This is a genomic window from Ruegeria sp. BHSB056 (assembly GCF_059613305.1).
On record NZ_JBXWSG010000016.1, the window covers coordinates 1 to 25714 of the forward strand.

At 57.9% G+C, this 25714-nt stretch carries 26 protein-coding genes and 1 pseudogene; 16 read left to right on the top strand and 11 right to left on the bottom strand.

The features are described from left to right. A pseudogene (locus tag AC2FND_RS06145) lies at positions 1-546 on the bottom strand (DUF2125 domain-containing protein); the annotation flags it as partial. Between the two features lie 140 nt (positions 547-686). Here AC2FND_RS06145 and AC2FND_RS06150 point away from each other — a divergent pair. From AC2FND_RS06150 to AC2FND_RS06160, 3 genes are read left to right on the top strand one after another with little or no spacing between them, the layout of a single operon-like run. Then, the gene (locus AC2FND_RS06150) at positions 687-1430 is read left to right on the top strand and encodes an SDR family oxidoreductase (RefSeq protein WP_496768569.1); all 744 of its coding nucleotides are present in this window, start codon (positions 687-689) and stop codon (positions 1428-1430) included. After that, entirely contained in the window at positions 1427-2035 is a 609-nt protein-coding gene (locus AC2FND_RS06155; protein ID WP_496768571.1) for an enoyl-CoA hydratase/isomerase family protein, read from the top strand. The genes AC2FND_RS06150 and AC2FND_RS06155 overlap by 4 nt, the downstream gene beginning before the upstream one ends. After that, a complete protein-coding gene (locus AC2FND_RS06160; protein ID WP_496768573.1) occupies positions 2032-2769 on the top strand; it encodes a VOC family protein in 738 nt (245 codons plus the stop codon). Before AC2FND_RS06155 ends, AC2FND_RS06160 begins: the two co-directional genes overlap by 4 nt. Here the strand turns inward: AC2FND_RS06160 and AC2FND_RS06165 are convergent, their stop codons facing one another. Continuing rightward, entirely contained in the window at positions 2770-3066 is a 297-nt protein-coding gene (locus AC2FND_RS06165; RefSeq protein ID WP_496768575.1) for an HNH endonuclease, read from the bottom strand. It abuts the gene before it with no gap. 48 nt (positions 3067-3114) lie between these two features. Here AC2FND_RS06165 and AC2FND_RS06170 point away from each other — a divergent pair, with 48 nt between their 5' ends. Next, the gene (locus tag AC2FND_RS06170) at positions 3115-4299 is read left to right on the top strand and encodes a TIGR03862 family flavoprotein (protein WP_496768577.1); all 1185 of its coding nucleotides are present in this window, start codon (positions 3115-3117) and stop codon (positions 4297-4299) included. A 1-nt stretch (position 4300) separates the two neighbouring features. On the opposite strand, the gene holA is transcribed toward AC2FND_RS06170, so the two are convergent. From holA to AC2FND_RS06190, 4 genes are all read right to left on the bottom strand, one after another. Further along, positions 4301-5329 carry a DNA polymerase III subunit delta gene (gene holA / locus AC2FND_RS06175; protein ID WP_496768579.1) on the bottom strand — a complete coding sequence of 343 codons (1029 nt, stop codon included), beginning with the start codon at positions 5327-5329 and terminating at the stop codon, positions 4301-4303. Continuing rightward, complete coding sequence (gene lptE, locus AC2FND_RS06180; RefSeq protein WP_496768581.1) at positions 5326-5817, bottom strand: LPS assembly lipoprotein LptE; 492 nt, start codon at positions 5815-5817, stop codon at positions 5326-5328. Before lptE ends, holA begins: the two co-directional genes overlap by 4 nt. Next, on the bottom strand, positions 5804-8341 hold the full coding sequence (leuS, locus tag AC2FND_RS06185) for a leucine--tRNA ligase (RefSeq protein ID WP_496768582.1): 2538 nt from the start codon (positions 8339-8341) through the stop codon (positions 5804-5806). The genes lptE and leuS overlap by 14 nt, the downstream gene beginning before the upstream one ends. A 72-nt stretch (positions 8342-8413) precedes the next feature. Further along, positions 8414-8899, bottom strand: coding sequence for a DUF3576 domain-containing protein (locus AC2FND_RS06190; RefSeq protein ID WP_209504982.1), 486 nt, complete (start codon positions 8897-8899; stop codon positions 8414-8416). 281 nt (positions 8900-9180) lie between these two features. Between AC2FND_RS06190 and AC2FND_RS06195 the strand changes: the two genes are divergently transcribed. Further along, a complete protein-coding gene (locus tag AC2FND_RS06195; protein ID WP_496768583.1) occupies positions 9181-10131 on the top strand; it encodes a porin in 951 nt (316 codons plus the stop codon). A gap of 100 nt (positions 10132-10231) precedes the next feature. Next, positions 10232-10891, top strand: a complete 660-nt coding sequence (locus tag AC2FND_RS06200; protein WP_496768585.1) for a YggS family pyridoxal phosphate-dependent enzyme — start codon at positions 10232-10234, stop codon at positions 10889-10891. Here AC2FND_RS06200 and AC2FND_RS06205 read toward each other — a convergent pair. Next, a complete protein-coding gene (locus tag AC2FND_RS06205; RefSeq protein WP_496768586.1) occupies positions 10875-11375 on the bottom strand; it encodes a L,D-transpeptidase family protein in 501 nt (166 codons plus the stop codon). The two genes, AC2FND_RS06200 and AC2FND_RS06205, sit on opposite strands and share 17 nt — an antisense overlap. Next, complete coding sequence (gene ribA / locus AC2FND_RS06210) at positions 11372-12463, bottom strand: GTP cyclohydrolase II (RefSeq protein WP_496768587.1); 1092 nt, start codon at positions 12461-12463, stop codon at positions 11372-11374. The genes AC2FND_RS06205 and ribA overlap by 4 nt, the downstream gene beginning before the upstream one ends. A gap of 162 nt (positions 12464-12625) precedes the next feature. Between ribA and AC2FND_RS06215 the strand changes: the two genes are divergently transcribed. From AC2FND_RS06215 to AC2FND_RS06240, 6 genes are all read left to right on the top strand, one after another. Beyond that, the gene (locus AC2FND_RS06215) at positions 12626-13312 is read left to right on the top strand and encodes a response regulator transcription factor (protein WP_171724917.1); all 687 of its coding nucleotides are present in this window, start codon (positions 12626-12628) and stop codon (positions 13310-13312) included. A gap of 238 nt (positions 13313-13550) precedes the next feature. Next, positions 13551-13943, top strand: coding sequence for a GFA family protein (locus AC2FND_RS06220; protein ID WP_496768589.1), 393 nt, complete (start codon positions 13551-13553; stop codon positions 13941-13943). Between the two features lie 73 nt (positions 13944-14016). Further along, positions 14017-14805, top strand: coding sequence for an exodeoxyribonuclease III (locus AC2FND_RS06225; protein WP_496768590.1), 789 nt, complete (start codon positions 14017-14019; stop codon positions 14803-14805). A 75-nt stretch (positions 14806-14880) separates the two neighbouring features. Further along, positions 14881-15795 carry a thioredoxin gene (trxA, locus tag AC2FND_RS06230; RefSeq protein ID WP_496768592.1) on the top strand — a complete coding sequence of 305 codons (915 nt, stop codon included), beginning with the start codon at positions 14881-14883 and terminating at the stop codon, positions 15793-15795. Positions 15796-15821: 26 nt separating this feature from the next. Beyond that, positions 15822-16463, top strand: coding sequence for an LON peptidase substrate-binding domain-containing protein (locus AC2FND_RS06235; protein WP_480484107.1), 642 nt, complete (start codon positions 15822-15824; stop codon positions 16461-16463). After that, positions 16460-16645: a Trm112 family protein gene (locus AC2FND_RS06240; RefSeq protein WP_209504973.1), complete on the top strand. Its 186-nt coding sequence runs from the start codon at positions 16460-16462 to the stop codon at positions 16643-16645. The genes AC2FND_RS06235 and AC2FND_RS06240 overlap by 4 nt, the downstream gene beginning before the upstream one ends. On the opposite strand, the gene AC2FND_RS06245 is transcribed toward AC2FND_RS06240, so the two are convergent. Continuing rightward, positions 16642-17904 carry an FAD-dependent monooxygenase gene (locus tag AC2FND_RS06245; RefSeq protein WP_496768594.1) on the bottom strand — a complete coding sequence of 421 codons (1263 nt, stop codon included), beginning with the start codon at positions 17902-17904 and terminating at the stop codon, positions 16642-16644. The genes AC2FND_RS06240 and AC2FND_RS06245 overlap by 4 nt on opposite strands. A 51-nt stretch (positions 17905-17955) precedes the next feature. On the opposite strand from AC2FND_RS06245, the gene AC2FND_RS06250 reads away from it, so the two are divergent. The 4 genes from AC2FND_RS06250 to AC2FND_RS06265 all read left to right on the top strand — a co-directional run bounded on the left by AC2FND_RS06250 (position 17956) and on the right by AC2FND_RS06265 (position 24149). Further along, entirely contained in the window at positions 17956-19284 is a 1329-nt protein-coding gene (locus AC2FND_RS06250; protein WP_496768596.1) for an amidase, read from the top strand. Positions 19285-19392: 108 nt separating this feature from the next. After that, positions 19393-20574, top strand: a complete 1182-nt coding sequence (locus AC2FND_RS06255) for an aminotransferase class I/II-fold pyridoxal phosphate-dependent enzyme (RefSeq protein WP_480506413.1) — start codon at positions 19393-19395, stop codon at positions 20572-20574. Between the two features lie 14 nt (positions 20575-20588). Continuing rightward, positions 20589-23513, top strand: coding sequence for a DNA translocase FtsK (locus tag AC2FND_RS06260; protein ID WP_496768597.1), 2925 nt, complete (start codon positions 20589-20591; stop codon positions 23511-23513). A gap of 39 nt (positions 23514-23552) precedes the next feature. Continuing rightward, entirely contained in the window at positions 23553-24149 is a 597-nt protein-coding gene (locus tag AC2FND_RS06265) for a LolA family protein (RefSeq protein WP_209504969.1), read from the top strand. Between the two features lie 14 nt (positions 24150-24163). Here AC2FND_RS06265 and AC2FND_RS06270 read toward each other — a convergent pair whose 3' ends face one another. Then, a complete protein-coding gene (locus tag AC2FND_RS06270; RefSeq protein ID WP_209599591.1) occupies positions 24164-24745 on the bottom strand; it encodes a transglycosylase SLT domain-containing protein in 582 nt (193 codons plus the stop codon). Between the two features lie 60 nt (positions 24746-24805). After that, positions 24806-25687 (bottom strand): AEC family transporter, encoded by an 882-nt coding sequence (locus AC2FND_RS06275; protein ID WP_496768600.1) that lies wholly within the window; start codon positions 25685-25687, stop codon positions 24806-24808. Positions 25688-25714: the final 27 nt, after the last annotated feature.

Consider the following 25714-nt stretch of genomic DNA (forward strand, 5'->3'; position numbering starts at 1 on the left):
TTCGCCGATTTGCATCCGCGACCGACCGGCCAGATCACCTGCCTCGACCGCGATGCTGAAAACCTCGTTCGGCAGCGGTTCGCCATCGACTTCAATCGAATCCAGTGAAATGCCCAGTTTGTCAGCAGTGTAGTCATAGGTCATGTCTTCGGGTGTACCCGAAACAACCATGTTCAGTTGGCTGTGCGAATAAATCACTTTGGCTGCAAACTCTTCATCATCGGCTTTTCCCGTGACATCCATGGGAAAGCTTTCGGGCAGTCCGATGGTAACGGTTCCGTCACCATTTTCGGTCAGCGTCATTTCCGGCATGACCATCTGGAACTGCCCGTCTTCTTCCGGAAAGGTCAAAGAAAGTGTCATGTTCGAAATTGTGGTGACGTCACCGGCAATGCTTTCGTCGCCTGTAACGGTGTAGCCCATTGATGTGAAATAGCTTTGCCAGTCGGACCAGACATCATTTGCAGTAAGGTCGGCGAACGCGCCCTGGGTCGCAACAGCATAAGCCAGAACAGCACCGCAGCTGCGGTGGAGGAAAACGGACATAAGGTAACCCTTCTTGATCAATTTGCGGCGCATGGTCGGGGTTGTGGCACCTATCGTCAAGGGGGCAAGGGCTGGACCATTTCCCCGTTTCCGCGTTACGGCTGTTGCCGGGATCAACAACAATACGTGAGGAGAGGCAAATGCAGGGGAAAACAGTTCTGATCACCGGGGCCAGCCGTGGCATCGGGGCCGAAGCGGGGCGCGTTTTTGCCGCAGCCGGCGCCAATGTCGCATTGGTGGCCCGCAACCGCGATCAGATTGATGCCTTGGCCGCTGAACTGGGTGATCAGGCCATCGCGCTGGCCTGCGATGTCAGCGATTTCGCGCAGGTCGAGCAGGCAGTGGCCACATGTGTGGATCGGTTCGGAAGGTTGGATGTTCTGGTTGGCAATGCCGGTGTGATCGATCCGATCTTTCATCTTTCCAACGCCGACCCTGAGGCCTGGAGCAAAGCTATCGACATCAACCTCAAAGGTGTTTTCTACGGGATGCGTGCTGCGTTGCCAGTAATGCGGGCCGCCGGGGGTGGAAGCATTCTGACCGTCTCATCCGGCGCGGCGTCCAACCCGGTTGAGGCGTGGAGCCATTATTGCGCGTCAAAGGCCGGGGCAAAAATGTTGACGGAATGCCTGCATCTGGAAGAAGCCCAACACGGTATTCGCGCCATGGGGCTGTCGCCGGGGACGGTTGCCACGGATATGCAGCGGTCCATCAAGGCAAGCGGCATCAATCCGGTCAGTCAACTGGACTGGGACGCGCATATTCCCGCAGACTGGCCAGCGCGTGCCTTGTTGTGGATGTGTTCCAAGGACGCGGATGAGTATTTGGGAACGGAAATCTCGCTGCGTCTGGAAGACATCCGAAAAAGGGTCGGGTTGATATGATTGACCTGACGAAAGAGGATGGCCTGTGGGTCGTTACGATCAACAATCCCGAAAAGGCAAACGCCCTGACCGGAGCGATGCTGAATGAACTGGTCGGGATCGCCGAGGCCGCAACCAGCGCGCGGGCGCTGATCCTGACGGGCGCGGGCAAAGTGTTCAGCGCGGGGGCCGATCTGGACGAGGCGCGCGCCGGTCTGGCCACCTCTGACGTCTGGGAAAGATTGTCCGGTGCCATCGCCGCATTGCCCTGTCTGACCATTGCCGCGTTGAACGGAACTTTGGCTGGCGGGGCCAATGGCATGGCTTTGGCCTGTGACCTTCGCATTGCGGTGCCAACAGCCAAGTTCTTCTATCCGGTGATGAAGCTAGGGTTTCTGCCGCAACCTTCCGATCCGAAACGGTTGGCGGCATTGGTGGGTCCGGCCAGAACCAAGTTGATCCTGATGGCAGGTCAGAAAATCACCGCGCAAGAGGCTTATGACTTCGGTCTGGTTGATCGGATTGTCGAACCCGATCACCTGATGCAAACCGCGCGTGAGCTTGTGACAGATAGCGTGAACGCTGACCCCGTTATCGCCGCGGACATCGCAAGGATGTGTTCATGAGGATTTCGGCCATTCGGTTGCGGGTCGTTGATCCGGAAAGACTGGCCGTATTCTATCGCGACTTTCTGGGTATGCGGGTTGACCGGCAGGGATCAGGTTGTCGCGTCGGCTACAACTCGGAAGATGCAGACCTTGTGCTGTTGCCGGGTGGTGGCGGATACACCCATGACCGAGGCCAAAGATATTGGAAGATCGGAATAACCGTCCCTGATGTCGATCTTGCGGCAGCGCATCTGCGCGCGCTGGGTACTGCGGTAAGCACGCCGCGCCAGTTTCTGGATATCGGGTATATGTGCCATCTGGCTGATCCCGAAGGGTTTGTCATCGAATTGCTGCAACATGATTTCGAAGGTAACAAACCGGCGCAGGTGGCATATCCAGATGCTCCGTTTGCGCAGGCCCGGATCGGTCAGATAACCCTTCGGACCGGTGATATTGCGGGTGAGGGCGCGTTTTGGCGCGCGCAAGGCATGTCCTTGCTGTCAATGCAGGAGGTGGCCCCACATGGCTTTGATCTGCATTTTTACGCCTTTACCGACGAAACCCCTCCAAACCGCGATTTGTGGGCCATCGAGAATCGCGAATGGTTGTGGAAGCGGCCGTATACGACATTGGAATTCCAGCATCTTGCGGGCGCGCAGTTTGCGCCTGTACCGGATTACCGGGGAATAGAAGTCGAGGGGTTGGCCGCACCTTTGAAAGACGCCTTTGGCGATCCGATCCTGCCGGGCTGATCACCTGTTGCGTCGCTTGCCCGGAACTTTCGACCGAAATCCGGGTGGGCGTTTACGCACCCAGATCAGGAATTTCTCAAGCCTGGGATGCGCGCGCAAGGCTGCGACCGTGTTGTAACTGCGCGCCAGTTCGGCCTCGGTCAGGGTGGCATGCACTTCTTTGTGGCAAATCTGGTGCAGAAGGACGGTAGGTCCGCCCTTGCCTCCTTTGAGTTTTGGGATCAGATGATGCTGGCTGCCACCCCCGCTGGGGATTGGGCGGTCGCAGAGCGGGCAGATCGGATCGTTGTTCGTCATAATGGTTTGAAACTTGCGCCGATGGATGGCGAAGGCAAGAGGGTGCGAATGGTGCAGGCAGTGGTGATCGGAGCAGGCCCCGCAGGGTTGATGGCGGCCGAGCAACTGGCCGAGGCTGGGCATTCCGTACTGGTTGCCGAAGCCAAACCTTCGGTTGCGCGCAAATTTCTGATGGCAGGTAAATCGGGGCTGAACCTGACAAAGGACGAACCGCCTGAGACACTGATGCGGTCGTATAACAATGCGGCGGACTGGTTGCGCCCGATGATCACCGCCTTTGATGCGCAAGCCGTGCAACACTGGGCGCGTGGATTGGGCCAGACATTATTCACGGGCTCTACCGGGCGGGTTTTTCCTGAGGCCATGAAGGCGTCGCCCTTGTTGCGCGCATGGCTTGCGCGACTGGACGCAGCAGGGGTTGAGATCAGAACCCGTTGGCGATGGAAAGGTTGGGAAGCTGATGCGCTGGTATTTGACACCCCGGACGGGCCGCAAAACCTAACCGCTGCTGTAACCGTACTGGCGCTGGGCGGGGCAAGCTGGGCCCGCCTTGGGTCGGATGGTCATTGGGCGCAAATCCTGTCCGACAGGAGCGTGGATCTGGCACCGTTTGAACCTGCGAATTCAGCCCTGTCTGTGGACTGGAGCCCTCATATGCAGCCACATTTCGGGGCAGCGCTGAAATCGGTTCGGTGGATGGCCGGTGGCCTGGAAAGCCGCGGCGAGGCTGCGATCTCGGCAACCGGGCTGGAGGGAGGGGGGCTTTACACTCTCACCCCTGCCTTGCGCAAAGGGCAGCCACTTTGTGTCGATCTGGTGCCTGATCTGGACCAGCAGTCCTTGCAGGCGCGATGGTCTTCCAAAAAGTCGAAAACCACGTTTTCGCAATGGTTGAGAAAGTCGTTGAACCTGTCACCGCAGAAGATTGCTGTGTTTCACGAGATGGCAAAACGCAGTCACTTGCCGCTGCCGGGCGACGTGGCGGTCCTCAAGAAACTGCCAATCCTGCACGCGGGGCTGCGACCGATGGATGAGGCTATATCGACGGCAGGCGGCGTGAAACGATCCGCGTTGGATGACGGGCTGATGCTGAGGTCCATGCCGGGCGTGTTCTGCGCGGGTGAGATGATGGACTGGGAAGCGCCAACCGGGGGGTATCTATTGACGGCCTGTCTTGCCACGGGTCGCTGGGCCGGTCGGGCTGCTGCCGATTGGCTGGATCAGCGCAGATAACTCAGCGCGACCGCGCAAGCATCGCCAGACGAATCATAGCGCGCTCAACCAGTGCCATTGAGGGGGCTGTTTGTCCGGCGGATCGCAGGGACAGGTCGGTGTCTGTCAGAACGGTCAGCGCTGTTTGCAACTTGGGCGCCCCCCAGCCCTGTGCCTGACGCAGAATACGGTCACGGCGTTTGCCGTAAACCGGCGGGCGCAACTTACCGATACCCTGCGCAGCACCACCCGGATCCGAGGCGCAGGCATAAAGTGTGCGGAAATGCCGGGTCGCCCCAATGCACAGAGTTACCCCGTTGGTGCCTTGTGCCTGCAACCGCCGGATCAGCGGCCCGATCTCACCGGCGCGGCCTTCGGCAACCACGTTCAGCACGTCGTCAAGCGCCGCCTCGGTCGAACGCGGGGCGCAGGCTTCGAGGTCTTCCATTGTCAGCTCAGAGTTGTCACCGCGCTTGTAAAGCGACAGTTTTTCAACGGTTTGGGTGAAGTCACCGGGGCTGAGACTGTTGGCTAGTTCGCTGATGGCAGACATGACATCGCGGGGGATGTTTTTCAGATGCGCCTCAGTCAGAACCCGTTCGACCTCTGCGCGCGATGGCGGGTCGTCATAAATACCTATTGCATAGGCTGCGGGATGCCCCTCGAACGCTTTGCGGATTTTCGAATTTGGTTTCAGCTGACCAGCCGTCACGATGATCTGAGCGTCGCCGGGGGTCCATTCTTCAAGCGCAGTCAGAATCGCAGGCGAGGCGGTTTCGGTGGCGTCTTCCACAAACACCGCGCGCGGGCCGGGGAAAAACCCAACCGCCTTGACCGCGTCCAGCAGCGACGCCGGATCGCCGCGCAAGTCACCACCCGGCAGGCGGGTCAGGCGCATTTCCTCTTCCGCGCCGGGACCAAGCAGTGCGGCCAGAACCTGTTGCCGCTTAAGCGCCACCCGCATGGCATCCGCACCATAGATCAGCAGCCCGATCTTGTCCGCATCCGGCTTGGCGAAATACCCGTCAGCCTCGCGCGGGCTCAACTTCATTTGGACAAGCCCGGTGTTGAATACAGGCGGTTCACGATATGCCCGGACAGGATCACCATCAGGCGTTCTTTCGCATCGCGTTCGTCAGCCAGCGTCGACACGGTAGAGCCCGAAGCAGAATAGCCCACAAAATCGGTTACGGTGCCGGACGCCGCGACTTGCCCGGTTTCGTTGGATTTCAAAGCGTATTGCGCCCGTCCATCAATCGTGTACCGCGTTGTCTCGTTCGTCGTGGTTATGGCCGCGCCGCGGATTTCGGTCGAGACCTGAACATCCAGAGTGTAATCGCTGACAGAGCCCGCGCTGCGGCCCAGTTGCTGTTCAAGGTTCTGAACCAGGAGATAGCTTTCGACGGTATTTGGCGCAGATACCGCCACCCGACCGAACAAGGTAGAACCCGACCCGCCCGGAGCATAAACCGGTTGAAAGCCGCAGGCAGCCAGTACCAGCGGCATCACAAGCAATGTTCTGCGATCAAACAACGACATTCACAATCCGGCCCGGAACAACGATAACTTTCTTCGGCGCGTTGCCATCCAGCGCCTTTTGGACAGCTTCGGTGCTAAGCGCGATATTTTCAACCTCGGCTTTGTCCATATCTTTCGGAACGCTGATTTCCGCGCGACGCTTGCCGTTGATCTGGATCGGCAGGGTGACGGTGTCATCAACCAGCATCGCCTCATCCGCGACGGGCCACGGGGCGACAGCCACTAGGCCCTCACCGCCCTGATGCGCCCAGATATCTTCCGCCAGATGTGGTGTCATCGGTGACATCAACTGGGCCAGAGTTTTGATCGCTTGTTTCTGAGCCGCCGCACCGGCCTTGGATTTTGCCAGTGTATTGGTGAAAGCATAAAGCTTGGCGATGGCGGCGTTGAAACCAAAGCTTTCAACACCCAATGTCACGTCGCGGATGGTTTTGTGCATCTCGCGCAACAGGTCCTCATCGCCTTCGCCTGCTACATCGGCGTCCATAGCGCCGATCCTATCGCATAGGTTCCAAACGCGATTCAGATGCTTATAGGCGGCTTCGGCCCCTGCTGCCGTCCATTCCACGTCCCGCTCGGGTGGCGAATCGGACAGCACGAACCAGCGGGCCGTGTCGGCGCCAAAGGCTGAAATGATGCTAACTGGATCGACCACGTTTTTCTTGGATTTCGACATCTTGGCCGAAGGGATAATTTCGACTTCAGTACCATCGGCCAGTTTGCCGTCGGTCACATCCTCGGGCAGGTGATAGACCGGCCGGCCGTTAGCGTCGCGCGTTTGGTAAATCTCATGCGTCACCATGCCTTGCGTGAACAGCGCATCGAACGGCTCGATAGCCTTTTTTGGCAGGTGGCCGGTAAGGTTCATCGCCCGCGCAAAGAACCGGGAATAAAGCAGGTGCAGAATCGCGTGTTCAATGCCGCCGATATACTGGTCGACATTCATCCAATACTCGGCCTCAGCCAGATCGGTGGGTGTTTTCGCGCGCGGCGCGGTGAAACGGGCGAAATACCACGACGAATCGACGAACGTGTCCATCGTGTCGGTCTCGCGCTTGGCCGGAGCACCACAGGAGGGGCAGGAACAATCGCGCCAGGTCGGGTGGCGGTCCAGCGGGTTGCCGGGTTTGTCGAATGTCACATCGTCGGGCAGGCGGACCGGCAGGTTTTCTTTCTTCTCGGGTACCACACCGCAGCTTTCGCAATGCACAACGGGAATCGGACACCCCCAATAGCGCTGGCGGCTGAGGCCCCAGTCCCGCAGGCGGTATTTTGTGACACCCTCGCCCCAACCGGCTTTTTCAGCAAAATCGACGGTGGCGTTGATGGCTTCCTCGCCTGTCGCCTCGGTCAAACCTGCAAAATGATTCACCCAGCGAACCTTCTCGGTTTTCGGCGGGACGAATGCAATTTTGTCGACCGGCGTGCCGTCATCCAGTGCAAAGAATGTGTCGACCACGGGCAGGCCGTACTTGCGGCAGAAGTCGAGATCGCGCTGGTCATGCGCAGGGCAGGCAAAGATTGCGCCAGTGCCGTAATCCATCAGGATGAAATTGGCGATCCAGACCGGCAGTTCCCAGCTCGGGTCCAGCGGGTGCTTGACCTTGATGCCTGTGTCAAAACCCAGCTTTTCTGCGGTTTCTATGGCTTCTTCCGTGGTGCCGCCTTTGCGGCATTCGGCCACGAATTCAGCCACTTCGGGGTTTTCGGCCTCAAGCTGTTTTGCGATCGGGTGATCGGGCGAGATGCCAACGAAAGATGCGCCCAGCAGCGTGTCAGGGCGGGTTGTATAGACGGTGATCGGATCGCCGCCGTCAGTGCGTTCAAAGCCGAATTGCAGACCACGGGATTTGCCGATCCAGTTCTCCTGCATCAGGCGCACTTTGGCGGGCCAGTTGTCCAGAGTGTCCAGCGCGTCCAGCAATTCTTCGGAATAGTCCGAGATCTTGAAGAACCACTGGGTCAGTTCGCGCCGCTCTACCAATGCGCCCGAACGCCAGCCACGACCATTTTCAACCTGCTCGTTGGCCAGAACGGTCATATCGACCGGGTCCCAGTTCACCACAGCGTTTTTGCGATAAACCAGCCCGGCATCCAGCATATCGAGGAAAAGCGCCTGTTGTTGGCCGTAATACTCCGGGTCGCAGGTCGCGAACTCACGTGACCAGTCGATGGACAGGCCAAGTGGCTTCATCTGATCGCGCATGTCGGCGATGTTGCTGTAGGTCCAGTCCTTCGGATGACCCCCGATGGCCATCGCGGCATTTTCCGCAGGCATCCCGAATGCGTCCCAGCCCATCGGGTGCAGCACGTTATGGCCCGTTGCCAGCTTGTGCCGCGCGATGACGTCACCCATCGTATAGTTGCGCACATGCCCCATATGGATTCTGCCAGACGGGTAAGGAAACATCTCAAGCACATAGTATTTTGGCTTGTCCGCCTTGTGGTTGGCGGTGAAGATCCCGGCCTTGTCCCAGGCCTCCTGCCATTTTGCTTCGATTTCGGTGGCCGAGTAGCGCGACATTGTGCGGTCCTTCGTGAATGAAAACGCCGGGTAGGAACCCGGCGTGGTAATATTGTGATTTTCGGCGGGTTGCTAGAACTTGTTGTCCGCTATGCGTAGCTGCCGGGCACGCGACAGAATCGCATCCTCGACTGCGCGGGAAGTTGCTGCACTTACCGGAGCTCCCCCACTCGATTGCAGCGCAACCGACAAAGAGCGCGCGGCAAGCGCCGGATCGCTGATGTGAACAGTTGCCCGGTAGGATCGGCCGCCGCCCGGAGGTGTGCCGTAACCCGTTACGATTACACCGGTAAACGGATCAACCTCTTGCACAGGCAGGAAACTCAGCACATCCAGAGAAGCCGCCCACAGATACCGGTTTACGTTTGTGGTCTGTTCGGCGGTACTGCGGTCGAAAATATCCCAGATTGTTGTCCGCTCGGGATCATTCAGCTCCTGTTCGTCCGAATTGCCGCCAGCGAGGTTGGGGGAGTACGTTGTCGAAGTGTTTCGATTCTGCCCACATGCCGAAAGAGCGGCGGTCAGCAGGATCATTCCCAAAATCGTCGGCAGGCGCATTGTAAACAGGTCCTGTTTCACTTGTTCTACAGTATTCAGGGGATACTCCTAGCCAAGGACCCCCGCTGCAACAAGTCCATTCTTCTGAAATGTAAGTGTATCAGCTGCATCAGGGCGAAAACTGACTGTGGCATCCTTGCACCAATTTGACCTCAATGACGCTCCCGCCTTTATGCCAAGCTTGCGCAAAGGGGGCAAAAAGAGCGAAACGGTGTCCGTGCTGAGACATATGCCGAGGCATGTGTCGAGTAGATAACTCTTTTGAAACCGAGGGAAACAAGATGAAAAAAGTTCTCTTCGCAACTACGGCGCTGATCGCGACCGCAGGCGTTGCAGCAGCTGAAGTTAACTTCAGCGGTTATGGCCGTTTTGGTATTGGCTACCGTGAAGATCGTTCGACTGCACCTAACGTAGACGACACCATTCTGGTATCGCGTTTCCGTCTGAACATCGACGGCAGCACCGAAACCGATGGTGGCGTTCGCTTTGAAGGCCGTGTTCGTCTGCAAGCTGACGAAAACGCATCTAACGGCGAAGCAAACACCGCTGGCCTGAACGGCGCACGCTTCTCGGTCATCTACGGTGGTCTGCGTGTTGACGCGGGTAACGTCGCAGGTGCCTTCGACAACCTGGCAAACTACTACGGCAACGAAGTAGGTCTGGAACTGTTCGCAGGTCAGTATTCGGGCGTTGACTACAGCTTCCTGGGTTACTCGTCGACCGGCGCAGGTTCGAACGCTGTGTTCTTCCAGTACGCTGTTGGTGACTTCGCATTCGGCGCGTCCTACGACACCGACGGCATCAACGGTGCAGACCGCTGGGATATCAGCGCAACCTACACCTTCAACAACATCACTGCCGCTCTGGCTTACGGTCAGACCGACTCGACCGTTGCTGGTCAAAGCGATCCGAGCCTGACCGTTCTGACCCTGGGTGGCGAATGGGGTGACTTCTCGGGTACACTGTTTGTTGCTGACGACGCAACTGAAGTTGCTTCGACAGACGGTACTGCATGGGGTCTGTCGGCTGCCTACAACCTGGGCGCTGCAACCACCCTGCTGTTCACCTACGGTGACGGTAATGCGTCTGCTGATACTCAGCAGGTTGCTCTTGGCGCGATCTACGACCTGGGTGGCGGTGCATCGCTGCGCGGTGGTATCGGTGTCAACGACTGTGACAGCTGCGCAGACTCGACGCTGGTTGCTGACTTCGGTGCTCAGTTCAACTTCTAAGCTGATCTGAACCGCAAGGTTTAAGGGCGGGTCTTCGGACTCGCCCTTTTCTTTTGCGCCGACTTGGTGTTTTCCTGCTCCAAAACAGGATGAGGGCCCCATGTCGTTGCAAGACATCACCGCACGTATCGCCAAAGCCGAAGCCAAGTCGGACAGACCGGCAGGTTCCGTCAAACTGATTGCCGTGTCCAAAGTGCAGCCGAATGACAGGGTGCAGGAGGTTCTTGAGCAGGGGCACAGATGTTTTGGCGAGAATCGCGTGCAGGAGGCGGCAAGCAAGTGGCCCGCTTTCAAAGAACAGTTCGAGGGTATTGATCTGCACCTCATTGGCCCGTTGCAGACCAACAAGGCCCGTCACGCAATGGAACTGTGCGATGCGATCCATTCGGTAGATCGACCCAAACTGGCCAAGACACTGGCACGTTTGGCACAGGAAATGGGAACCTGTCCGGATCTGTTCATTCAGGTCAACACCGGTGAGGAAGACCAAAAGGCCGGTATCCTTCCTGCGGGCGCGGATGGTTTCATAGCCGAGTGCCGGTCATTGGATCTGCCCGTGCGTGGATTGATGTGCATTCCTCCGGTCGATGAAGAGCCTGCTCTGCACTTTGCGCTGTTGGCAAAAATCGCAGCGCGCAACGGGCTTGACGGATTGTCTATGGGGATGAGTGACGATTTCGAACAGGCCATCGCCCTTGGCGCGACACATGTGCGCGTTGGCTCAGCTATCTTTGGCGAACGAATTAAACCTCGGGAATAATCAACCGTGTTCCGGGGGCAATGCGCTGTGATATCCAGTGTAGATGGTCCCGACGAAATGCAACGCAGCCTTCTGTTGGATAGCCGGGTCTGCGCCATTGGTGCAGAAATATCGCTGACCCTCTGCCCGGAACGGCGTCTGGCCAGTTCCAGTCGGTCAACAAAATCAGATCATATAATGGGTCGGCGCGGTGCAGCCTTTCGTGGCTGAATGCATAGGGTGCGCTGACCATGTGGTTGTATCTGCTTTCAGACACGTCGTCAGACCACAAGTCTCGTGGGCCAATGGCACAGGCCCATTTGCTGGGGGCGGCCAATCGGTCTGCCCGGTATAGCATCCCAACGATTCGATGATATCCGGTGGGGGTCGCCCCATCGCCTTCGTGTTTTGCGTTGCTCAACCCGCCTTTGCCCACGGAACAGGGGAACACCCTGCCAAGAAACCGGATGCCGCGCGGGGTCAGAACAAGATCGCCTGGGGTCAAAGCAGATGGCCTGACTTCTTGGCCTTGGTTGCCAGGTATCCCCGGTTGTGAGAGGTTTCGCCAACTTTCAGAGGGACACGCTCGGTTACTGCGATACCTGTTCGCTCCATCATGGCGATCTTGGCCGGGTTGTTGGTCAGCAAGCGGACTGAGTTGAAACCCAGCGACTTCAATATGTCCGACCCAAGCCGAAAATCGCGCTCATCGTCCTCAAAACCCAGCCTGTGGTTCGCCTCAACGGTGTCAAAACCTTGATCCTGAAGGAAATAGGCGCGCATCTTGTTGGCCAGACCTATACCGCGCCCTTCCTGATTCAGATACAAAAGAACGCCTGCACCTTCTGCCCCCATCTGCTCCAGGGCGCCGCGCAGTTGCGGGCCGCAGTCACATTTCAGGCTTCCCATCAGATCGCCGGTGAAACAGGCAGAATGCAATCGGGCCAGCACAGGCTTATCGCGGTCCGGACGTCCGATCTCGACGGCGTAGTGTTCTTCACCGCCGTCTTCCGGGCGGAACACGTGTAACCGACCGGCTTCGGACACCTCCATCGGAAGGCGGGCCGCGACGACTTCGTGCAAAGTGCTGCGATCCGCCAGATGAGGCGTGGCGCGCGTGTGATCAATGCATGTCAGACCGTGGGACGCCGCAAATGCCTTGCCGTCCTCGACAGGTACCACGACCACAGCGGGAAGGATGCGCGCGGATTTGGCCAATGCAATTGCGATACGGTGCAGATTGGCATTGCCGTGACGCTCGGTCATCAACGGGCCCTTCATGGGCGCGTTCAGATCGTCGGAAGGATCGGCAACCGCCTGCACCCATGCGATATCTGCATCCGCCGGGATCGATACCCGTGCCAGATCCCCGTCGTATACCCGCGCTTTCAGGGTTTCAGCGCGTCGCCCAGTTATGGCCACCACCGGATTCCCTAGTTTTTTCAGGTCGGCCAAACGCTGCGGGCTGAGCGTTTCGGCAGAAACCGCAAGCACGCTGAAGCCGCTGTCATCAGTCAGCGCAACGGGAACGCCCATGCGCAGATCGGCCCGGGCCCGGGCGAGAAGTTCCGTGATATCGGGGATGAGACTCATCAATGTTACCCTATAACGCTCAATCTTTCTCCTAGCTCTTTCGAAAGGAAATGTGAAACAATTCCGCGAACTCTGACACGAAGGCGTGAAACGGTTGCAGCAAATCTTGTTGATTGCATATTCCACACGCAAGTGATGGAAAAGCGTTTGGAGGACCGGGAAATGGCTCAACTCAAGAAAATCCTGCTGGTGGACGATGACGAGGATCTGCGCGAGGCGCTCAGCGAGCAACTTGTCATGACCGAAGACTTTGACGTGTTCGAGGCGTCAGACGGTCACTCTGCCATGGAGCGCGCGCGCGAAGCGATCTATGACCTGGTCATTCTTGATGTAGGTCTGCCTGATACCGACGGGCGCGAACTGTGCCGCCTCATGCGTAAACAGGGTGTCAAAAGCCCGATCCTGATGCTGACCGGTCATGACAGCGATGCCGATACGATCCTGGGCCTGGATGCCGGCGCGAATGACTATGTTTCGAAACCATTCAAATTCCCGGTGCTTCTGGCACGTATCCGTGCGCAGCTTCGCCAGCACGAACAATCCGAGGACGCAGTATTTGTACTTGGCCCCTATACGTTCAAACCGGCGATGAAGATGCTGATCACGGAAGAGGACAGAAAAATCCGCCTGACCGAGAAGGAAACCAACATCCTCAAATTCCTGTACCGCTCGACCGACGGCGTGGTGGCGCGGGACGTGCTGCTTCACGAAGTTTGGGGATATAATGCAGGTGTTACAACGCATACGCTGGAAACCCACATCTACCGCCTGCGACAGAAGATTGAGCCCGATCCGTCAAATGCGCGCCTTTTGGTCACAGAATCCGGTGGATATAGGCTGGTGTCTTAACTGGGTGTGGATTGACTTGGATCAAAGTGATACCCTGTACTCATAATTAGGTTACTCCCAACCCGCGCATGTCCGGGTTATGACATGCACCTCCCTGTTGGACTGCCGGGCCGAATGGCCCGGCTTTTTTCTTTTCTGAAGGGCGAGATCATGCGCCGCCTATACCGTCACAGGCGTTGCGAAACCCATTTTGTTCCTGTAATGTTCTATTTCTTGCGAAGGGTTGGAGGAGCGCGTGATGATCGAAGGAAGCTGTTTGTGCGGGGCGGTGAAGTTTAACCTGAAGTCTCAACCATCCGTGATGGGAACCTGCCATTGCTCAAGATGCAGAAAAGCCGGGGCCAGCACAGTCGTATTTGTCAACAAAGAAGACTTGGTGTGGGTTCGGGGAAGGGAAAATGTAACGCTGCACCGGCCTGATCCGCCCTACAAATACGGCAGGTGTTTCTGCGGGAGTTGTGGGACATCTTTGGGCGAAATCATTTCAGAAGCAGACAGTTTTCCAATCGCAGCAAATGCACTGGATACTGGGTTAGAGCAGAAAGTTCAGTTTCACGAATTTGTTTCGGAGAAACCGGACTGGTACGAGATTTGCGATGATGCCCCCCAAAATGAAAGCCACCCGTCCTAGATTTTCTTTTCTGATGGTACCCCATCCCCCACCGCGTTAACCTTCGCCAAATCGCGACAGAGGAATCCTCGCCATGCCCTTCACACTTGCCACCTGGAACATCAACTCGGTCCGACTGCGCGAACCTATCGTGCTGAAACTGTTGGAAGAAGAGGCGCCGGATATTCTGTGTTTGCAAGAATGCAAGTCTCCGGTTGAAAAGATCCCGACCGAAGGGTTCTCGGCACTGGGCTATACCCACATGATTGCCCGTGGCCAGAAAGGATATAATGGCGTCGCGATCCTGTCCCGCCTGCCAATAGAAGAGGTGGGCGACAAGGATTTCGCAGATCTCGGTCACGCGCGCCACATAGCTGGTCGGTTGGAGAATGGTGTGACGATCCACAACTTCTATGTCCCCGCTGGCGGTGATGTGCCGGATCGTGAAGTGAATGAGAAATTTGGCCAAAAGCTCGACTATCTGACGGACATGCGCGATTGGTTCCACGCGGAAAAGCCGGAAAAATCCATCCTCGTCGGCGATCTGAACATTGCCCCGCGCGAAGATGACGTCTGGTCGCACAAACAATTGCTCAAGATCGTCTCGCACACTCCGATTGAAGTGGAACATTTGGCCGAGACCCAGGACGCAGGTGGTTGGGTCGATATCACCCGGCAGGATATTCCCGAAGGGCAGCTTTTCAGCTGGTGGTCCTACCGGGCCCGCGACTGGGATGCGGCAGACAAGGGGCGGCGGCTGGATCATGTCTGGGCCACGCCCGATATTTCGAATGCGGGCCATTCCAGTCGCATTCTGCGGGATGCGCGTGGGTGGGAAAAGCCCAGCGATCATGCGCCGGTCTTTGCGACTTTCGACATTTGAACTGAAACTCTGCCCTTGGTTTCTGCGACAAGCGATTGCATATAGGGCGCAAGTTCGAACGAAAGAGTGATTGCCATGGACATCCTGAACGGCGCAACCGCCCCAGCCACCGATCTGATCAAGGACGGGACCGAGGCCACTTTCATGGTCGATGTGATCGAAGCCTCGCAGGAAACGCCTGTTATTGTTGACTTCTGGGCACCCTGGTGCGGCCCGTGCAAGACGCTGGGCCCGATGCTGGAAGACGCTGTTACCGCCGCCAAAGGCGCGGTGAAGATGGTCAAGATCAACGTGGACGAGGCACAGATGATCGCCTCGCAAATGCGCATCCAGTCGATTCCAACGGTCTATGCGTTTTTTAAAGGGCAACCTGTGGACGGTTTTCAGGGCGCGCTGCCGGGGTCCGAGATCAAGGCTTTCGTGGACCGCGTGATCGAGGCGTCAGGTGGGGAAAGCCCGGGCGGCCAGTTGGATGACGCCGTAATAGCCGCCGAAGAAATGCTGAGCGACGGCGCAGCGGCAGATGCTGCGCAGACTTTTGCCGCCATTCTTGGCGAAGACCCGAACCACGCGGCAGCATATGGCGGGCTGGTGCGGGCACATATCGCCATTGGCGATCTGGAGCATGCCGAGGCGATCCTGAACGGTGCACCGGCCGAAATATCCAACTCGGCCGAGGTCGAGGCTGCGCATGCGCAATTGCAGCTGGCCAAGCAAGCGGCTGATGCGGGTCCGGTGGCGGATCTGACAGCTGCCGTTGATGCTGATCCCAATAATCATCAGGCCCGGTTTGATCTGGCGCAGGCATTGCACGCGAACGGCGAAGTGGAAGAAGCCGTGGCGCAATTGCTGGAATTGTTCCGCCGGGATCGTGAGTGGGATGACGGGGCCGCCAAGACCCAGCTTTTCACGATCTTTGACGCGCTCAAGGCCAATGACCCGATCGTTCTGAATGGTCGCCGCAAACTCAGCTCGATGATATTTGCCTAATTGCTGATCAGAGCTAGAATTGGGACATGATGCATCCCGCTGATCTGCCGGACACCGTATCCGTTTTCCCCTTGCCCGGGGCGCTGTTGTTGCCCCGCTCGCGCTTGCCGCTTCACATCTTCGAGCCGCGCTATTTGCAGATGCTGGACGATGCGCTCAAGACCAAGGAACGGCTGATTGCGATGGTCCAGCCAAATCCTTCGGCCCATGATGAGAACAAACTGCACCGCATCGGATGCGTCGGGCGCGTGACCCAGTTTTCCGAAACGGAAGATGGCCGTTATCTGATCACGCTGACCGGCGTGTCCCGGTTCCGTGTGGTATCAGAGCTGGACGCTTTCACGCCATATCGGCGATGCGAAGTCTCGTGGGACGGCTTTGACAGGGATCTGGGCAAGGCCGAAAACGACGACAGGTTCAATCGCACCAAGTTCCTGGCTTTGCTGGAACGCTTCTTTTCGTCCCGGCAATTGTCCACCGATTGGGATTCGCTGAAAGATGCCGAGGATGAATTACTGGTGAACTCGCTGTCCATGTTGTTGGACTTCGATCCGGAAGATAAACAGGCCTTGTTAGAGGCCCCTTGCCTGCGCACACGGCGCGAGACGCTGATGACATTGATAGAATTCGCAATGCGAGGCGGATCGAATGAGGAAAAACTGCAATGACTGACCCTGAACACGCCTTTGATCGCCGTATGCTCGAAGCTCTGGTCTGCCCGCAGACGCAAACGACCCTGCGCTATGACGCCGAAAGGCAGGAGCTTGTGTCACAGGCTGCTGGTCTGGCTTTTCCCATCCGCAACGGCATTCCGGTCATGTTGGTCGACGAGGCACGCCAGCTGGACTAAATTGGTTGCCCTTGCAGCAGCTTGGGCAAATCTCCGGTCAAACCGGCGGCTTCGCGCACGAAACCGCGCCGCAGCCCCGGCAGTGCGCCGACAATTCCCATACCAACGTCTCGCCCAATGCGCAGCAACGGGTTGTCGTTCGAGAACAGCTTGTTGAAGACATCCGTTGCCATCGCGAGAGCAGCGGTGTCGAACCTGCGCCATTCCTGATAGCGTTCCAGCACCATAAGCGATCCGATGTCTTCGCCGCGCCGTCCTGCCAAGGTCAGAACCTCTGCCAACGCGCCGACGTCACGCAAACCGGCGTTCAGGCCCTGACCGGCAATCGGGTGCATCCCGTGGGCAGCATCCCCGACCAGTGCCAGACGATCAGCGATAAAGGAATTGGCGATGGTCAGGTTCAAAGGATAGGTGAAACGATCACCAGCCAGGTGGATGTCACCGAGGAAATCGCCAAACCGCGGGCGTAGCACTTGCAGATACTCATCCTCGGGCAGGGCGTTGATCTGGTGCGCGGCCTCGGTGCGTTCGCTCCATACAATGGAACTGCGATTGCCGGTCAGCGGCAGAATCGCCAAGGGGCCCGGTGGCATAAAGAACTGATGGGCTATGCCGTGATGCGGCAGCTCGTGTTCAATGGCGCAGACAAGTGCGGTCTGGCCATAATCCCAACCGGTGCGCTTGATACCCGCGCGGTCCGCAGTGCCGCTGCGGCGACCGTCGCACCCGATCAGCAGTCTGCTGTTCACCGTCGAACCATCGTCCAGCGTCACGGTCACTCCAGTGGTGTCGGCTTGTTGCGACACAACAGTCTTGCCACTCAGCTGAGTGATGCGGGGCTCTTCGGCCATTGCATCCAGAAAGGCGCGGCGCAGGTGACGGTCTTCGACCATATACCCCATCGGGCCTTCTTCAATTTCGGCATGGTCGAAATGCATGAAAAACGGTGACGGGCCTGTACCGGCGTGGCCGTCTGTGACCTTGATCTCCAGCATCGGTTGGGCGTGTTCCGCAACGCGGTCCCAGACACCGATGGCAGCCAGCAAGCGCTGTGACGCCAAGGCCAGCGCATAGGCTCGCCCGTCGAACGCCGCATTCTTGCGGATCTTCTCTTCCAGCGCATCAATCACTGTGACCGAATGTCCGGTTTGTGCCAGAGCCAATGCCAAAGCCGGGCCGTTCAACCCGCCGCCCACGATCAGAATGTCAGATGCCTGTGTCATGCCCTGCAATATGCGCGCCCTTTCGGGATTGTCCATGTGCAGTCCTGTCGCTACCGTTCTTTCAAGCCAAAAAGCAGGAGGGGCGGGATGCAGGATTGGTTGACCATGACGGCGTGTGATTTGGGCCGTGGCATTGGGATGGGCCAGATCGATCCGGTTGAATTGACGGAAACCTACCTGTCCGCAATAGACGCCCATCCGCACCGCGACCGTATCTATGCCCGCGTCACCCATGATCGCGCCCGCGCCGAGGCCGAAGCCGCGCAGCAACGTGCGAAAATGGGATTGCGGCGATCGTTGCTGGATGGGGTTCCGATCAGCTGGAAAGACCTGTTCGACACTGCCGGCACCGCGACCGAGGCCGGGTCGGCGCTTTTGAAAGACCGTGTGCCGGATGCGGATGCGCTTGTGGTACGCAACGCAACCCAGATGGGAACGGTCTGTCTGGGTAAGACGCATATGAGCGAGCTGGCCTTTTCCGGCCTTGGATTGAACCCGATCACCGAAACGCCCCCTTGTATCCATGATGAAACGGCGGTGCCGGGTGGGTCTTCATCTGGCGCGGGCGCGTCGGTTGCCTGGGGGCTGGCGGCCTGCGGGATCGGTTCCGATACCGGCGGTTCGGTGCGAATTCCAGCGGCATGGAATGATCTGGTGGGATTGAAAACCACGGCCGGGCGGCTGAGCCTTGAAGGTGTGGTGCCGCTCTGCCTGCGGTTTGACACTGTCGGGCCACTGGCGCGATCTGTTGAAGATGCAGCACATATGCTGGCCCTAATGGAAGGCGGGGCACCTGCGGACCTGAGGGGTGCTTCGCTGAAAGACCGTCGCTTTGCCGATTTGCAGAACATTGCCAAGGACGACCTGCGCGATGCACCGCGAAAAGCTTATGACGAGGCCATCGAGAAACTTGCAGATGCAGGCGCTGAGATTGTTCCCTTGGACGTGCCCGAGCTGAACGAGGCGATGCCCCTGTCCAGCGTCGTCTACACGACCGAGGCCTATGGGTTGTGGCGCGATGTGATCGAGGCCAACCCAGGGGCAATGTATCCCGAAATCCTGGAACGGTTTCGCATTGGTAAGGGCTATTCCGGCCCCGATTATGTCGCGGCCTGGGCCAAGCTCAAGGCGTGCCGCAGTGCCTGGGATGCGGCAACTGCCGGGTTCGATGCGGTTCTGGCACCTACAGCACCGATTTTGCCGCCCAATCTGGACCGGTTGATGACCGATCACGACTATTACGTGACAGAAAACCTGCTGGCCCTTCGCAATACGCGGATCGGCAACCTGATGGGGCTTGCAGCGCTGACTCTGCCCACCGGAACGCCCAGTTGCGGGCTGATGATGATGGGGTATCCGAACTCGGAAGAGGCCCTGTTGCGGTTGGGGTCAGCGGCAGAATCGGCATTGGCCTGAATGCCACAATCCACTGATTCGGAACCTCTTTGTCTGGACGAAGAGGTATGCGGACTGTAATCTGCCAAAAAAACGGGGCGCAAACGACCCCGATATTGAGGCAGTAACATGGATTTTCCCGAGCGGTTTTCGAACCTACCGGAATATGCATTCCCGCGTTTGCGCGCCCTGTTGGATCACCATCAACCGGGCGGTGACGTCGTTCATATGACGATTGGCGCGCCCACGCATGATTTTCCGGCTTGGGTGACGGATGTCATCATGGAAAATGCTGCCGGGTTTCAGGGCTATCCGCCGAACGAAGGCTCGGAAGACCTGCGCGGCGCAATCACGGGCTGGATCAAGCGGCGTTACGGGGTCGAAATGGACCCTGACGTCAACGTCATGGCGCTGAACGGCACACGTGAGGGGCTGTATAATGCGGCCATGGCGCTGTGCCCGGAACAGAAGAACGGCAAACAACCGATCATCCTGTGCCCGAACCCGTTTTATCAGGTCTACATGGTCGCGTCGATTTCGGTGGGTACGCAACCCTATTTTGTCCCTGCAACTGCCGCGACTGGTCATCTGCCGGATTATTCCGGCCTGCCCGAAGATGTGCTGAACCAAACAGCGGTGGCTTATATTTGTTCCCCGGCCAACCCGCAGGGCGCGGTTGCATCGCGCGACTACTGGGCTGACCTGATCCGTCTGGCCGAGGCTTATGATTTCCGCATCTTCGCCGACGAATGCTATTCCGAGATTTACCGTGACCAAGCCCCGACGGGGGTTCTGACTGTCGCGCAGGAACTAGGGGCTGATCCCGAACGGATCACGCTGTTTAACTCCCTGTCAAAACGCTCGAACCTAGCTGGTTTGCGCTCGGGCCTGATTGCCGGTGGACCAAAGTCCATCAGCCAGGTGAAAAAACTGCGCACCTATGCCGGATCCCCACTGCCTTTGCCTTTGCAGGCTGCTGCGGCCCGTGTCTGGGCGGATGAGACACATGTCGAGCAAAACCGCGCGCTCTATCAGGAGAAATACGCCATAGCGGATAAGGTGTTTGCGGGCGTGCAGGGCTACATGTCGCCCGAGGCCGGGTTCTTTTTGTGGTTACCGGTCGAGAATGGCGAGGACGCGGCATTGAAGGTTTGGAAGGAAACCGGGGTTCGGGTTCTTCCGGGCGCATATCTTTCACAAGGTGATCCGGGAAATAACCCGGGCGAAGGCTTTATCCGGGTTGCATTGGTAGCCCCAAAAACAGAGTTGCAGCGTGGTTTGATCACACTCCGCGACTGCATCTATACGTGAGGTACGAGGGCAAAATGGCATCATATAACGCGCGAAACCGCGACCCATTGCTGGACAGCACAACACAGGCAGCCCTGGAGCGACGCAGTAAGGAACTGATCGGTATCGCGCTGATCCTGTTGGGCTTGGCCGCGGCTGCGATGATCTGGTCCTATACGCCCGATGATCCTAATTGGATGGTTTCGACCGACGCGCCGGTGCAGAACTGGATGGGACGGGTCGGCGCGTCTATTGCAGCCCCCTTGTTCATGATCGTGGGCTGGGGAAGCTGGGGCATCGCGCTTGTTCTGGTCGGATGGGGTCTGCGTTTTGCGGGCCATTTCGGTGAAGACCGGGCCATTGCCCGCCTGATCTTTGCCCCGATCTGGATCGCTGTAGCCTCGGTTTATGCCGCAACCCTTGTTCCCGGTGCCGAGTGGCGTGCAACGCATAGCTACGGTTTGGGCGGTTTGTTCGGCGACACGGTCATGGGCGCGTTGCTGACGCTGGTGCCGATCTCTTCGCATTTTTTGGTCAAAATGATGTCGCTGGCCATGGCCGTCGGCATGACCGCGCTGGGTGTTTTTGTGCTGGGCTTCACCAAGGCCGACGTGAAACGCGGCTTCCGAGCCTTCCTGCTGGGTCTTGTTATGTCTTATGACATGCTAATGACGCTGATGGGGCGTGGTGCGGCCTCGGCCGCGCAAGCCGCGCGGGATCGCCGGGCGCAGTGGGAAGAACGCAAGCTTGCTCGCGCTGAAGCGGCCGAGGCGATGTTTGACGACGAACTGGCCTATGCCGATCCTGTTTTTGAAGAACCTGAATTGGGACGTCCTGAACCTCCGGTCAAATCAGGCCTGTTGGCGCGAATGCCGTCGCTTATCCGGCGCCCCGATCCAATGCCCGAGCCTGAGTTGGTGGATCCTGAACCGATCGCGGGCTTTGACGACATGCCCGGTGAAGATCGCATCCGCTCCAAAATCTCGGCCGCCGTGCGAAATCGCAAGGTAGCCGTGGGCGAAATGACACCCGAGCCGGATCCCAACCTACCGTTGACCAAGGGTCGTGGACGCGGTCCCGATCCGCTGATCCTGAACCAGCATACCTCGTCCGAACTGCCACCCGAACCGCCGATGACGGCGTATGGTCTGCGCCCCGAGCCGCATTTTTCCGCTGGTGACACTCCAGAGGCGCAAGAGCCTGCTGTGTTCGGTTATGAGGTCGGGACAGAACAATACGACTACGCGTCCGAGTTGGATATCGATGATGAGTCGGTTTTCGAGGATGTCACCGACGCCGCGCCGCAACCGCGTCAGGCGATGAAGATCCCCGTGGCTGAACCGCGCAAACCTGTGGTGGCGCAGCCCGTGCGTCGGACACCGTTGCCGTCTCGTCGTGCGCAGGCCGAAGCGCAACCGGCATTGTCCTTCGAGGAACGGCACTCTGACTTCGAACTGCCGCCTCTGGGCTTGTTGTCCAACCCCGCCAGTATCCAACGCCATCACCTGAGCGATGAGGCCTTGGAAGAAAATGCACGGATGCTGGAAAACGTTCTGGACGATTACGGCGTCAAGGGTGAGATCGTCAGCGTACGCCCCGGCCCGGTCGTGACCATGTACGAGCTGGAGCCCGCTCCGGGCCTCAAGGCGAGCCGTGTGATCGGTTTGGCAGACGATATTGCCCGCTCGATGTCGGCGCTGTCGGCGCGGGTTTCGACCCTGCCGGGGCGTTCGGTGATCGGTATCGAATTGCCCAACGAAAACCGCGAGATGGTCGTGCTGCGGGAAATCCTGGCCAGCCGCGATTTCGGCGATGGCAATCAGGCGCTGCCGCTGGCGCTGGGCAAGGATATCGGCGGTGAATCCGTTGTGGCGAACTTGGCCAAGATGCCACACCTGCTTATCGCCGGGACTACGGGTTCGGGTAAGTCGGTGGCGATCAACACGATGATCCTGTCGCTGCTTTACAAGCTGACGCCGGATGAATGCCGTCTGATCATGATCGACCCGAAGATGTTGGAACTGTCCGTTTACGATGGCATCCCGCATCTGCTGTCACCCGTTGTGACCGATCCAAAGAAGGCGGTTGTCGCCCTGAAATGGGTCGTGGGCGAAATGGAAGACCGCTATCGCAAGATGTCCAAGATGGGCGTCCGCAACATCGCGGGCTACAATGGCCGTGTAAAGGATGCGCTGGCCAAAGGCGAGATGTTCAGCCGCACGGTGCAAACCGGGTTTGACGATGAAACCGGCGAACCAACGTTCGAGACGGAAGAATTCGCGCCCGAAGCGATGCCCTATATCGTCGTCATCGTCGATGAGATGGCCGATCTGATGATGGTCGCGGGCAAGGAGATCGAAGCCTGCATCCAGCGTCTGGCGCAAATGGCGCGGGCCTCGGGCATTCACCTGATCATGGCCACACAGCGCCCGTCCGTTGACGTGATCACCGGCACGATCAAGGCCAACTTCCCTACGCGGATTTCGTTCCAGGTGACCTCGAAAGTCGACAGCCGTACCATTCTGGGCGAGATGGGCGCCGAACAGCTTCTGGGGCAGGGCGACATGCTTTACATGGCCGGTGGCGCCAAGATTACCCGCTGCCACGGACCGTTTGTGTCGGATGAAGAGGTCGAGGAAATCGTCAACCATCTGAAACAATTCGGTCCGCCCGATTACGTGGGCAGTGTTCTGGACGGACCGGCCGAGGACAAGGTCGACAACATTGACGCCGTTTTGGGGCTGAACACTGGCGGCAACACGAACGGAGAGGATGCGCTGTACGATCAGGCGGTGGCAATTGTGATCAAGGACCGCAAATGCTCGACCTCTTACATTCAGCGGAAACTCGCCATTGGGTACAACAAGGCGGCGCGTCTTGTTGAACAAATGGAAGACGAAGGTGTTGTTTCGTCAGCAAATCATGTCGGGAAGCGCGAAATCCTCGTCCCCGAGCAATAGGATATTTAATAACAAGGGCAGACAGCCTATCTGTACGGTATGAAACAGATTGCTTTTGCCCTTGCCTTGACACTGGCCGCACCCGCCGCATGGGCGGCGGAAAAACTGCCGCTTTCGCAGATTTCCAATTACCTGAACGGATTGAAAACGGTTCAGACGACGTTCACGCAGGTGAACGATGATGGCTCGTTGAGCACCGGGCAGCTGTGGATGCAGCGCCCGGGCAAGATGCGGTTCGAATATGATCCGCCCAACAGTGCGGTGGTGCTGGCGCGCTCGGGCAGTGTTCAGATCTTCGATCCGAAATCGAACCAGCCGCCCGAGCAATATCCGCTGAAGCGCACGCCGCTTTCCATTGTGCTGGCACGCAACGTGAATCTTGATCAGGCCAATATGGTTGTCGGCCACAGCTTTGACGGCACGGCCACAGTGGTCACTGCGCAAGACCCCAAGAACCCTGAGGCAGGTCGGATTGAATTGATGTTCACCGATAATCCGGTCGAGCTGCGCAAATGGGTGATTCATGACAACGCCGGCAGCCAGACCACCGTTCTTTTGGGTGCGCTGACCGAAAGCAATGGTCTTGATCAGGGTCTTTTCTCAAACAAGGAAAGACGCGGGTCAGTCAATCGCTGACCCGCTTTTGCTGGTCAATACCGGCAATTCTCCAACTGCGCTTGATACAGTTGTGCGCGCGCGTCCACGTCATTGGCTACGCTCAACAACCACGACTTGCTGTTGTAAGTTCCGCGCGCGTACCCCGTGTGGCCTTCATGATAGGCTAGGTATTGATTGCGTGTGTCGCCGGGGTGGATTCCGTTGCGCTCATAGCTTTTGTTCATATACCAGCCGATGAAGTCCGACGCGTCGCGGATGCGATCTCGTTTGGCCCGGCGCTTGCCGGTTTCGCGCTGATATTGATCCCAGGTGCCGTCCAGTGCCTGGCTAAACCCATAGGCGCTGCTTTGCCGCCCCATCGGGATCACGCCCAGCACATAACGGTGCGGGGTGCGCGCATCGTGGCGATACCGGCTTTCCTGATAAATCGTGGCCATCTGAACGTGAACCGGAACACCCCATTTCTGCTCGGTGCTTTTGAAAGCCTTGATAAAATCGGGTCGTTCGCGTGCAATGCTGCACGCGTCGTTCAGTTTGCTGGGCGGTTGTTTTGACCCGCCGCCACAGGATGCCAAAAGCAGCACCCCGAAGAGTACGATAAGAATTCTGCTCATGTGCCTCATGCCTTTTTTGTTTATTCTAGCGCAGATTGAGCTCTGAGGAAATCACAATCGCTATAAAACAATGGCAAGAATTACGGGTAACGCCGCCACGGACAGCACAGTGGACACCATGACCATGCCGGCAACGGCATCGGAATCGGCTTCAAATCGCTCTGCCAACAAATATGAGGTCACAGCGACTGGTGTACAAATCTGCAATACCAGAACGCCAAAGGCGACAGTGTCCAGATCAAAAAACACCCCAATCCCCCAGCCCAACGCAAAGCAGACGATAAGTTTCAGGACTGACAGCCAGAGCGCTTGCCCCAGACTGCGCGAGGTCAGGCGGGCGATTGCCACACCGACCGTGACCAACATCAGCGGAACAGCCATTTGCCCCAAAAGCTCTAACGTGTTGGTCAGAAATGTCGGAGTTTGCCACCCTTGCCACAAAAACATCGCACCCAGAATGGACGCCCAGGCCATCGGCTGGCGTAAGACCTGTCCCCATGCGCCTTTTCCGGCGACCAGATAGATCCCATAGGTGAAAGAAAACAGCGCAGTTACAGACAGAAAGATGACTGCGTAACCCAAGCCAATCTGCCCGAACGCAAAGATACATAGCGGCAGGCCAAGGTTGCCGGTATTGCTGAATATCAGCGGTGACAGGTACGTGCGCTGATCCAGTTTCAATCCGCGAACCAGCAACCAGAACACCCCTGCCAGCAGAAGATTTGCGACCAGGGTCGCCGATGTGAAACGCGATAAATCTCCGCCCGGAATGTCGGTTTGCATGAGTGCAACAAAGATTAGACTGGGCATTGCCAGCGTTGTTGCAAAGCGTGTCACGAATTGCAGCCGGTATTCGAACCCCAGTTTGACCCACGTAAAGCCAATGGCCGCCAAGAGAAAAACCGGGGCCACGATTTCGAACACTGTCAATATTAGGTTCACAGACTGTTTCCCTGAATTTCACATCAA

Excerpts from the sequence above, each read along its gene's own strand:
- ribA (WP_496768587.1), bottom strand. The coding sequence starts at position 12,463 with ATGAGTCTCATCCCCGATATCACGGAACTTCTCGCCCGGGCCCGGGCC.
- holA (WP_496768579.1), bottom strand. The coding sequence starts at position 5,329 with ATGAAGTTGAGCCCGCGCGAGGCTGACGGGTATTTCGCCAAGCCGGAT.
- AC2FND_RS06255 (WP_480506413.1), top strand. The coding sequence starts at position 19,393 with ATGGATTTTCCCGAGCGGTTTTCGAACCTACCGGAATATGCATTCCCG.
- AC2FND_RS06165 (WP_496768575.1), bottom strand. The coding sequence starts at position 3,066 with ATGACGAACAACGATCCGATCTGCCCGCTCTGCGACCGCCCAATCCCC.
- AC2FND_RS06155 (WP_496768571.1), top strand. The coding sequence starts at position 1,427 with ATGATTGACCTGACGAAAGAGGATGGCCTGTGGGTCGTTACGATCAAC.
- AC2FND_RS06240 (WP_209504973.1), top strand. The coding sequence starts at position 16,460 with ATGACTGACCCTGAACACGCCTTTGATCGCCGTATGCTCGAAGCTCTG.
- lptE (WP_496768581.1), bottom strand. The coding sequence starts at position 5,817 with ATGTCGTTGTTTGATCGCAGAACATTGCTTGTGATGCCGCTGGTACTG.
- AC2FND_RS06160 (WP_496768573.1), top strand. The coding sequence starts at position 2,032 with ATGAGGATTTCGGCCATTCGGTTGCGGGTCGTTGATCCGGAAAGACTG.
- AC2FND_RS06265 (WP_209504969.1), top strand. The coding sequence starts at position 23,553 with ATGAAACAGATTGCTTTTGCCCTTGCCTTGACACTGGCCGCACCCGCC.
- AC2FND_RS06235 (WP_480484107.1), top strand. The coding sequence starts at position 15,822 with ATGATGCATCCCGCTGATCTGCCGGACACCGTATCCGTTTTCCCCTTG.
- AC2FND_RS06215 (WP_171724917.1), top strand. The coding sequence starts at position 12,626 with ATGGCTCAACTCAAGAAAATCCTGCTGGTGGACGATGACGAGGATCTG.
- AC2FND_RS06250 (WP_496768596.1), top strand. The coding sequence starts at position 17,956 with ATGCAGGATTGGTTGACCATGACGGCGTGTGATTTGGGCCGTGGCATT.
- AC2FND_RS06225 (WP_496768590.1), top strand. The coding sequence starts at position 14,017 with ATGCCCTTCACACTTGCCACCTGGAACATCAACTCGGTCCGACTGCGC.
- AC2FND_RS06195 (WP_496768583.1), top strand. The coding sequence starts at position 9,181 with ATGAAAAAAGTTCTCTTCGCAACTACGGCGCTGATCGCGACCGCAGGC.
- AC2FND_RS06170 (WP_496768577.1), top strand. The coding sequence starts at position 3,115 with ATGGTGCAGGCAGTGGTGATCGGAGCAGGCCCCGCAGGGTTGATGGCG.
- AC2FND_RS06150 (WP_496768569.1), top strand. The coding sequence starts at position 687 with ATGCAGGGGAAAACAGTTCTGATCACCGGGGCCAGCCGTGGCATCGGG.
- AC2FND_RS06200 (WP_496768585.1), top strand. The coding sequence starts at position 10,232 with ATGTCGTTGCAAGACATCACCGCACGTATCGCCAAAGCCGAAGCCAAG.
- AC2FND_RS06245 (WP_496768594.1), bottom strand. The coding sequence starts at position 17,904 with ATGGACAATCCCGAAAGGGCGCGCATATTGCAGGGCATGACACAGGCA.
- trxA (WP_496768592.1), top strand. The coding sequence starts at position 14,881 with ATGGACATCCTGAACGGCGCAACCGCCCCAGCCACCGATCTGATCAAG.
- leuS (WP_496768582.1), bottom strand. The coding sequence starts at position 8,341 with ATGTCGCGCTACTCGGCCACCGAAATCGAAGCAAAATGGCAGGAGGCC.
- AC2FND_RS06270 (WP_209599591.1), bottom strand. The coding sequence starts at position 24,745 with ATGAGCAGAATTCTTATCGTACTCTTCGGGGTGCTGCTTTTGGCATCC.
- AC2FND_RS06190 (WP_209504982.1), bottom strand. The coding sequence starts at position 8,899 with ATGCGCCTGCCGACGATTTTGGGAATGATCCTGCTGACCGCCGCTCTT.
- AC2FND_RS06260 (WP_496768597.1), top strand. The coding sequence starts at position 20,589 with ATGGCATCATATAACGCGCGAAACCGCGACCCATTGCTGGACAGCACA.
- AC2FND_RS06220 (WP_496768589.1), top strand. The coding sequence starts at position 13,551 with ATGATCGAAGGAAGCTGTTTGTGCGGGGCGGTGAAGTTTAACCTGAAG.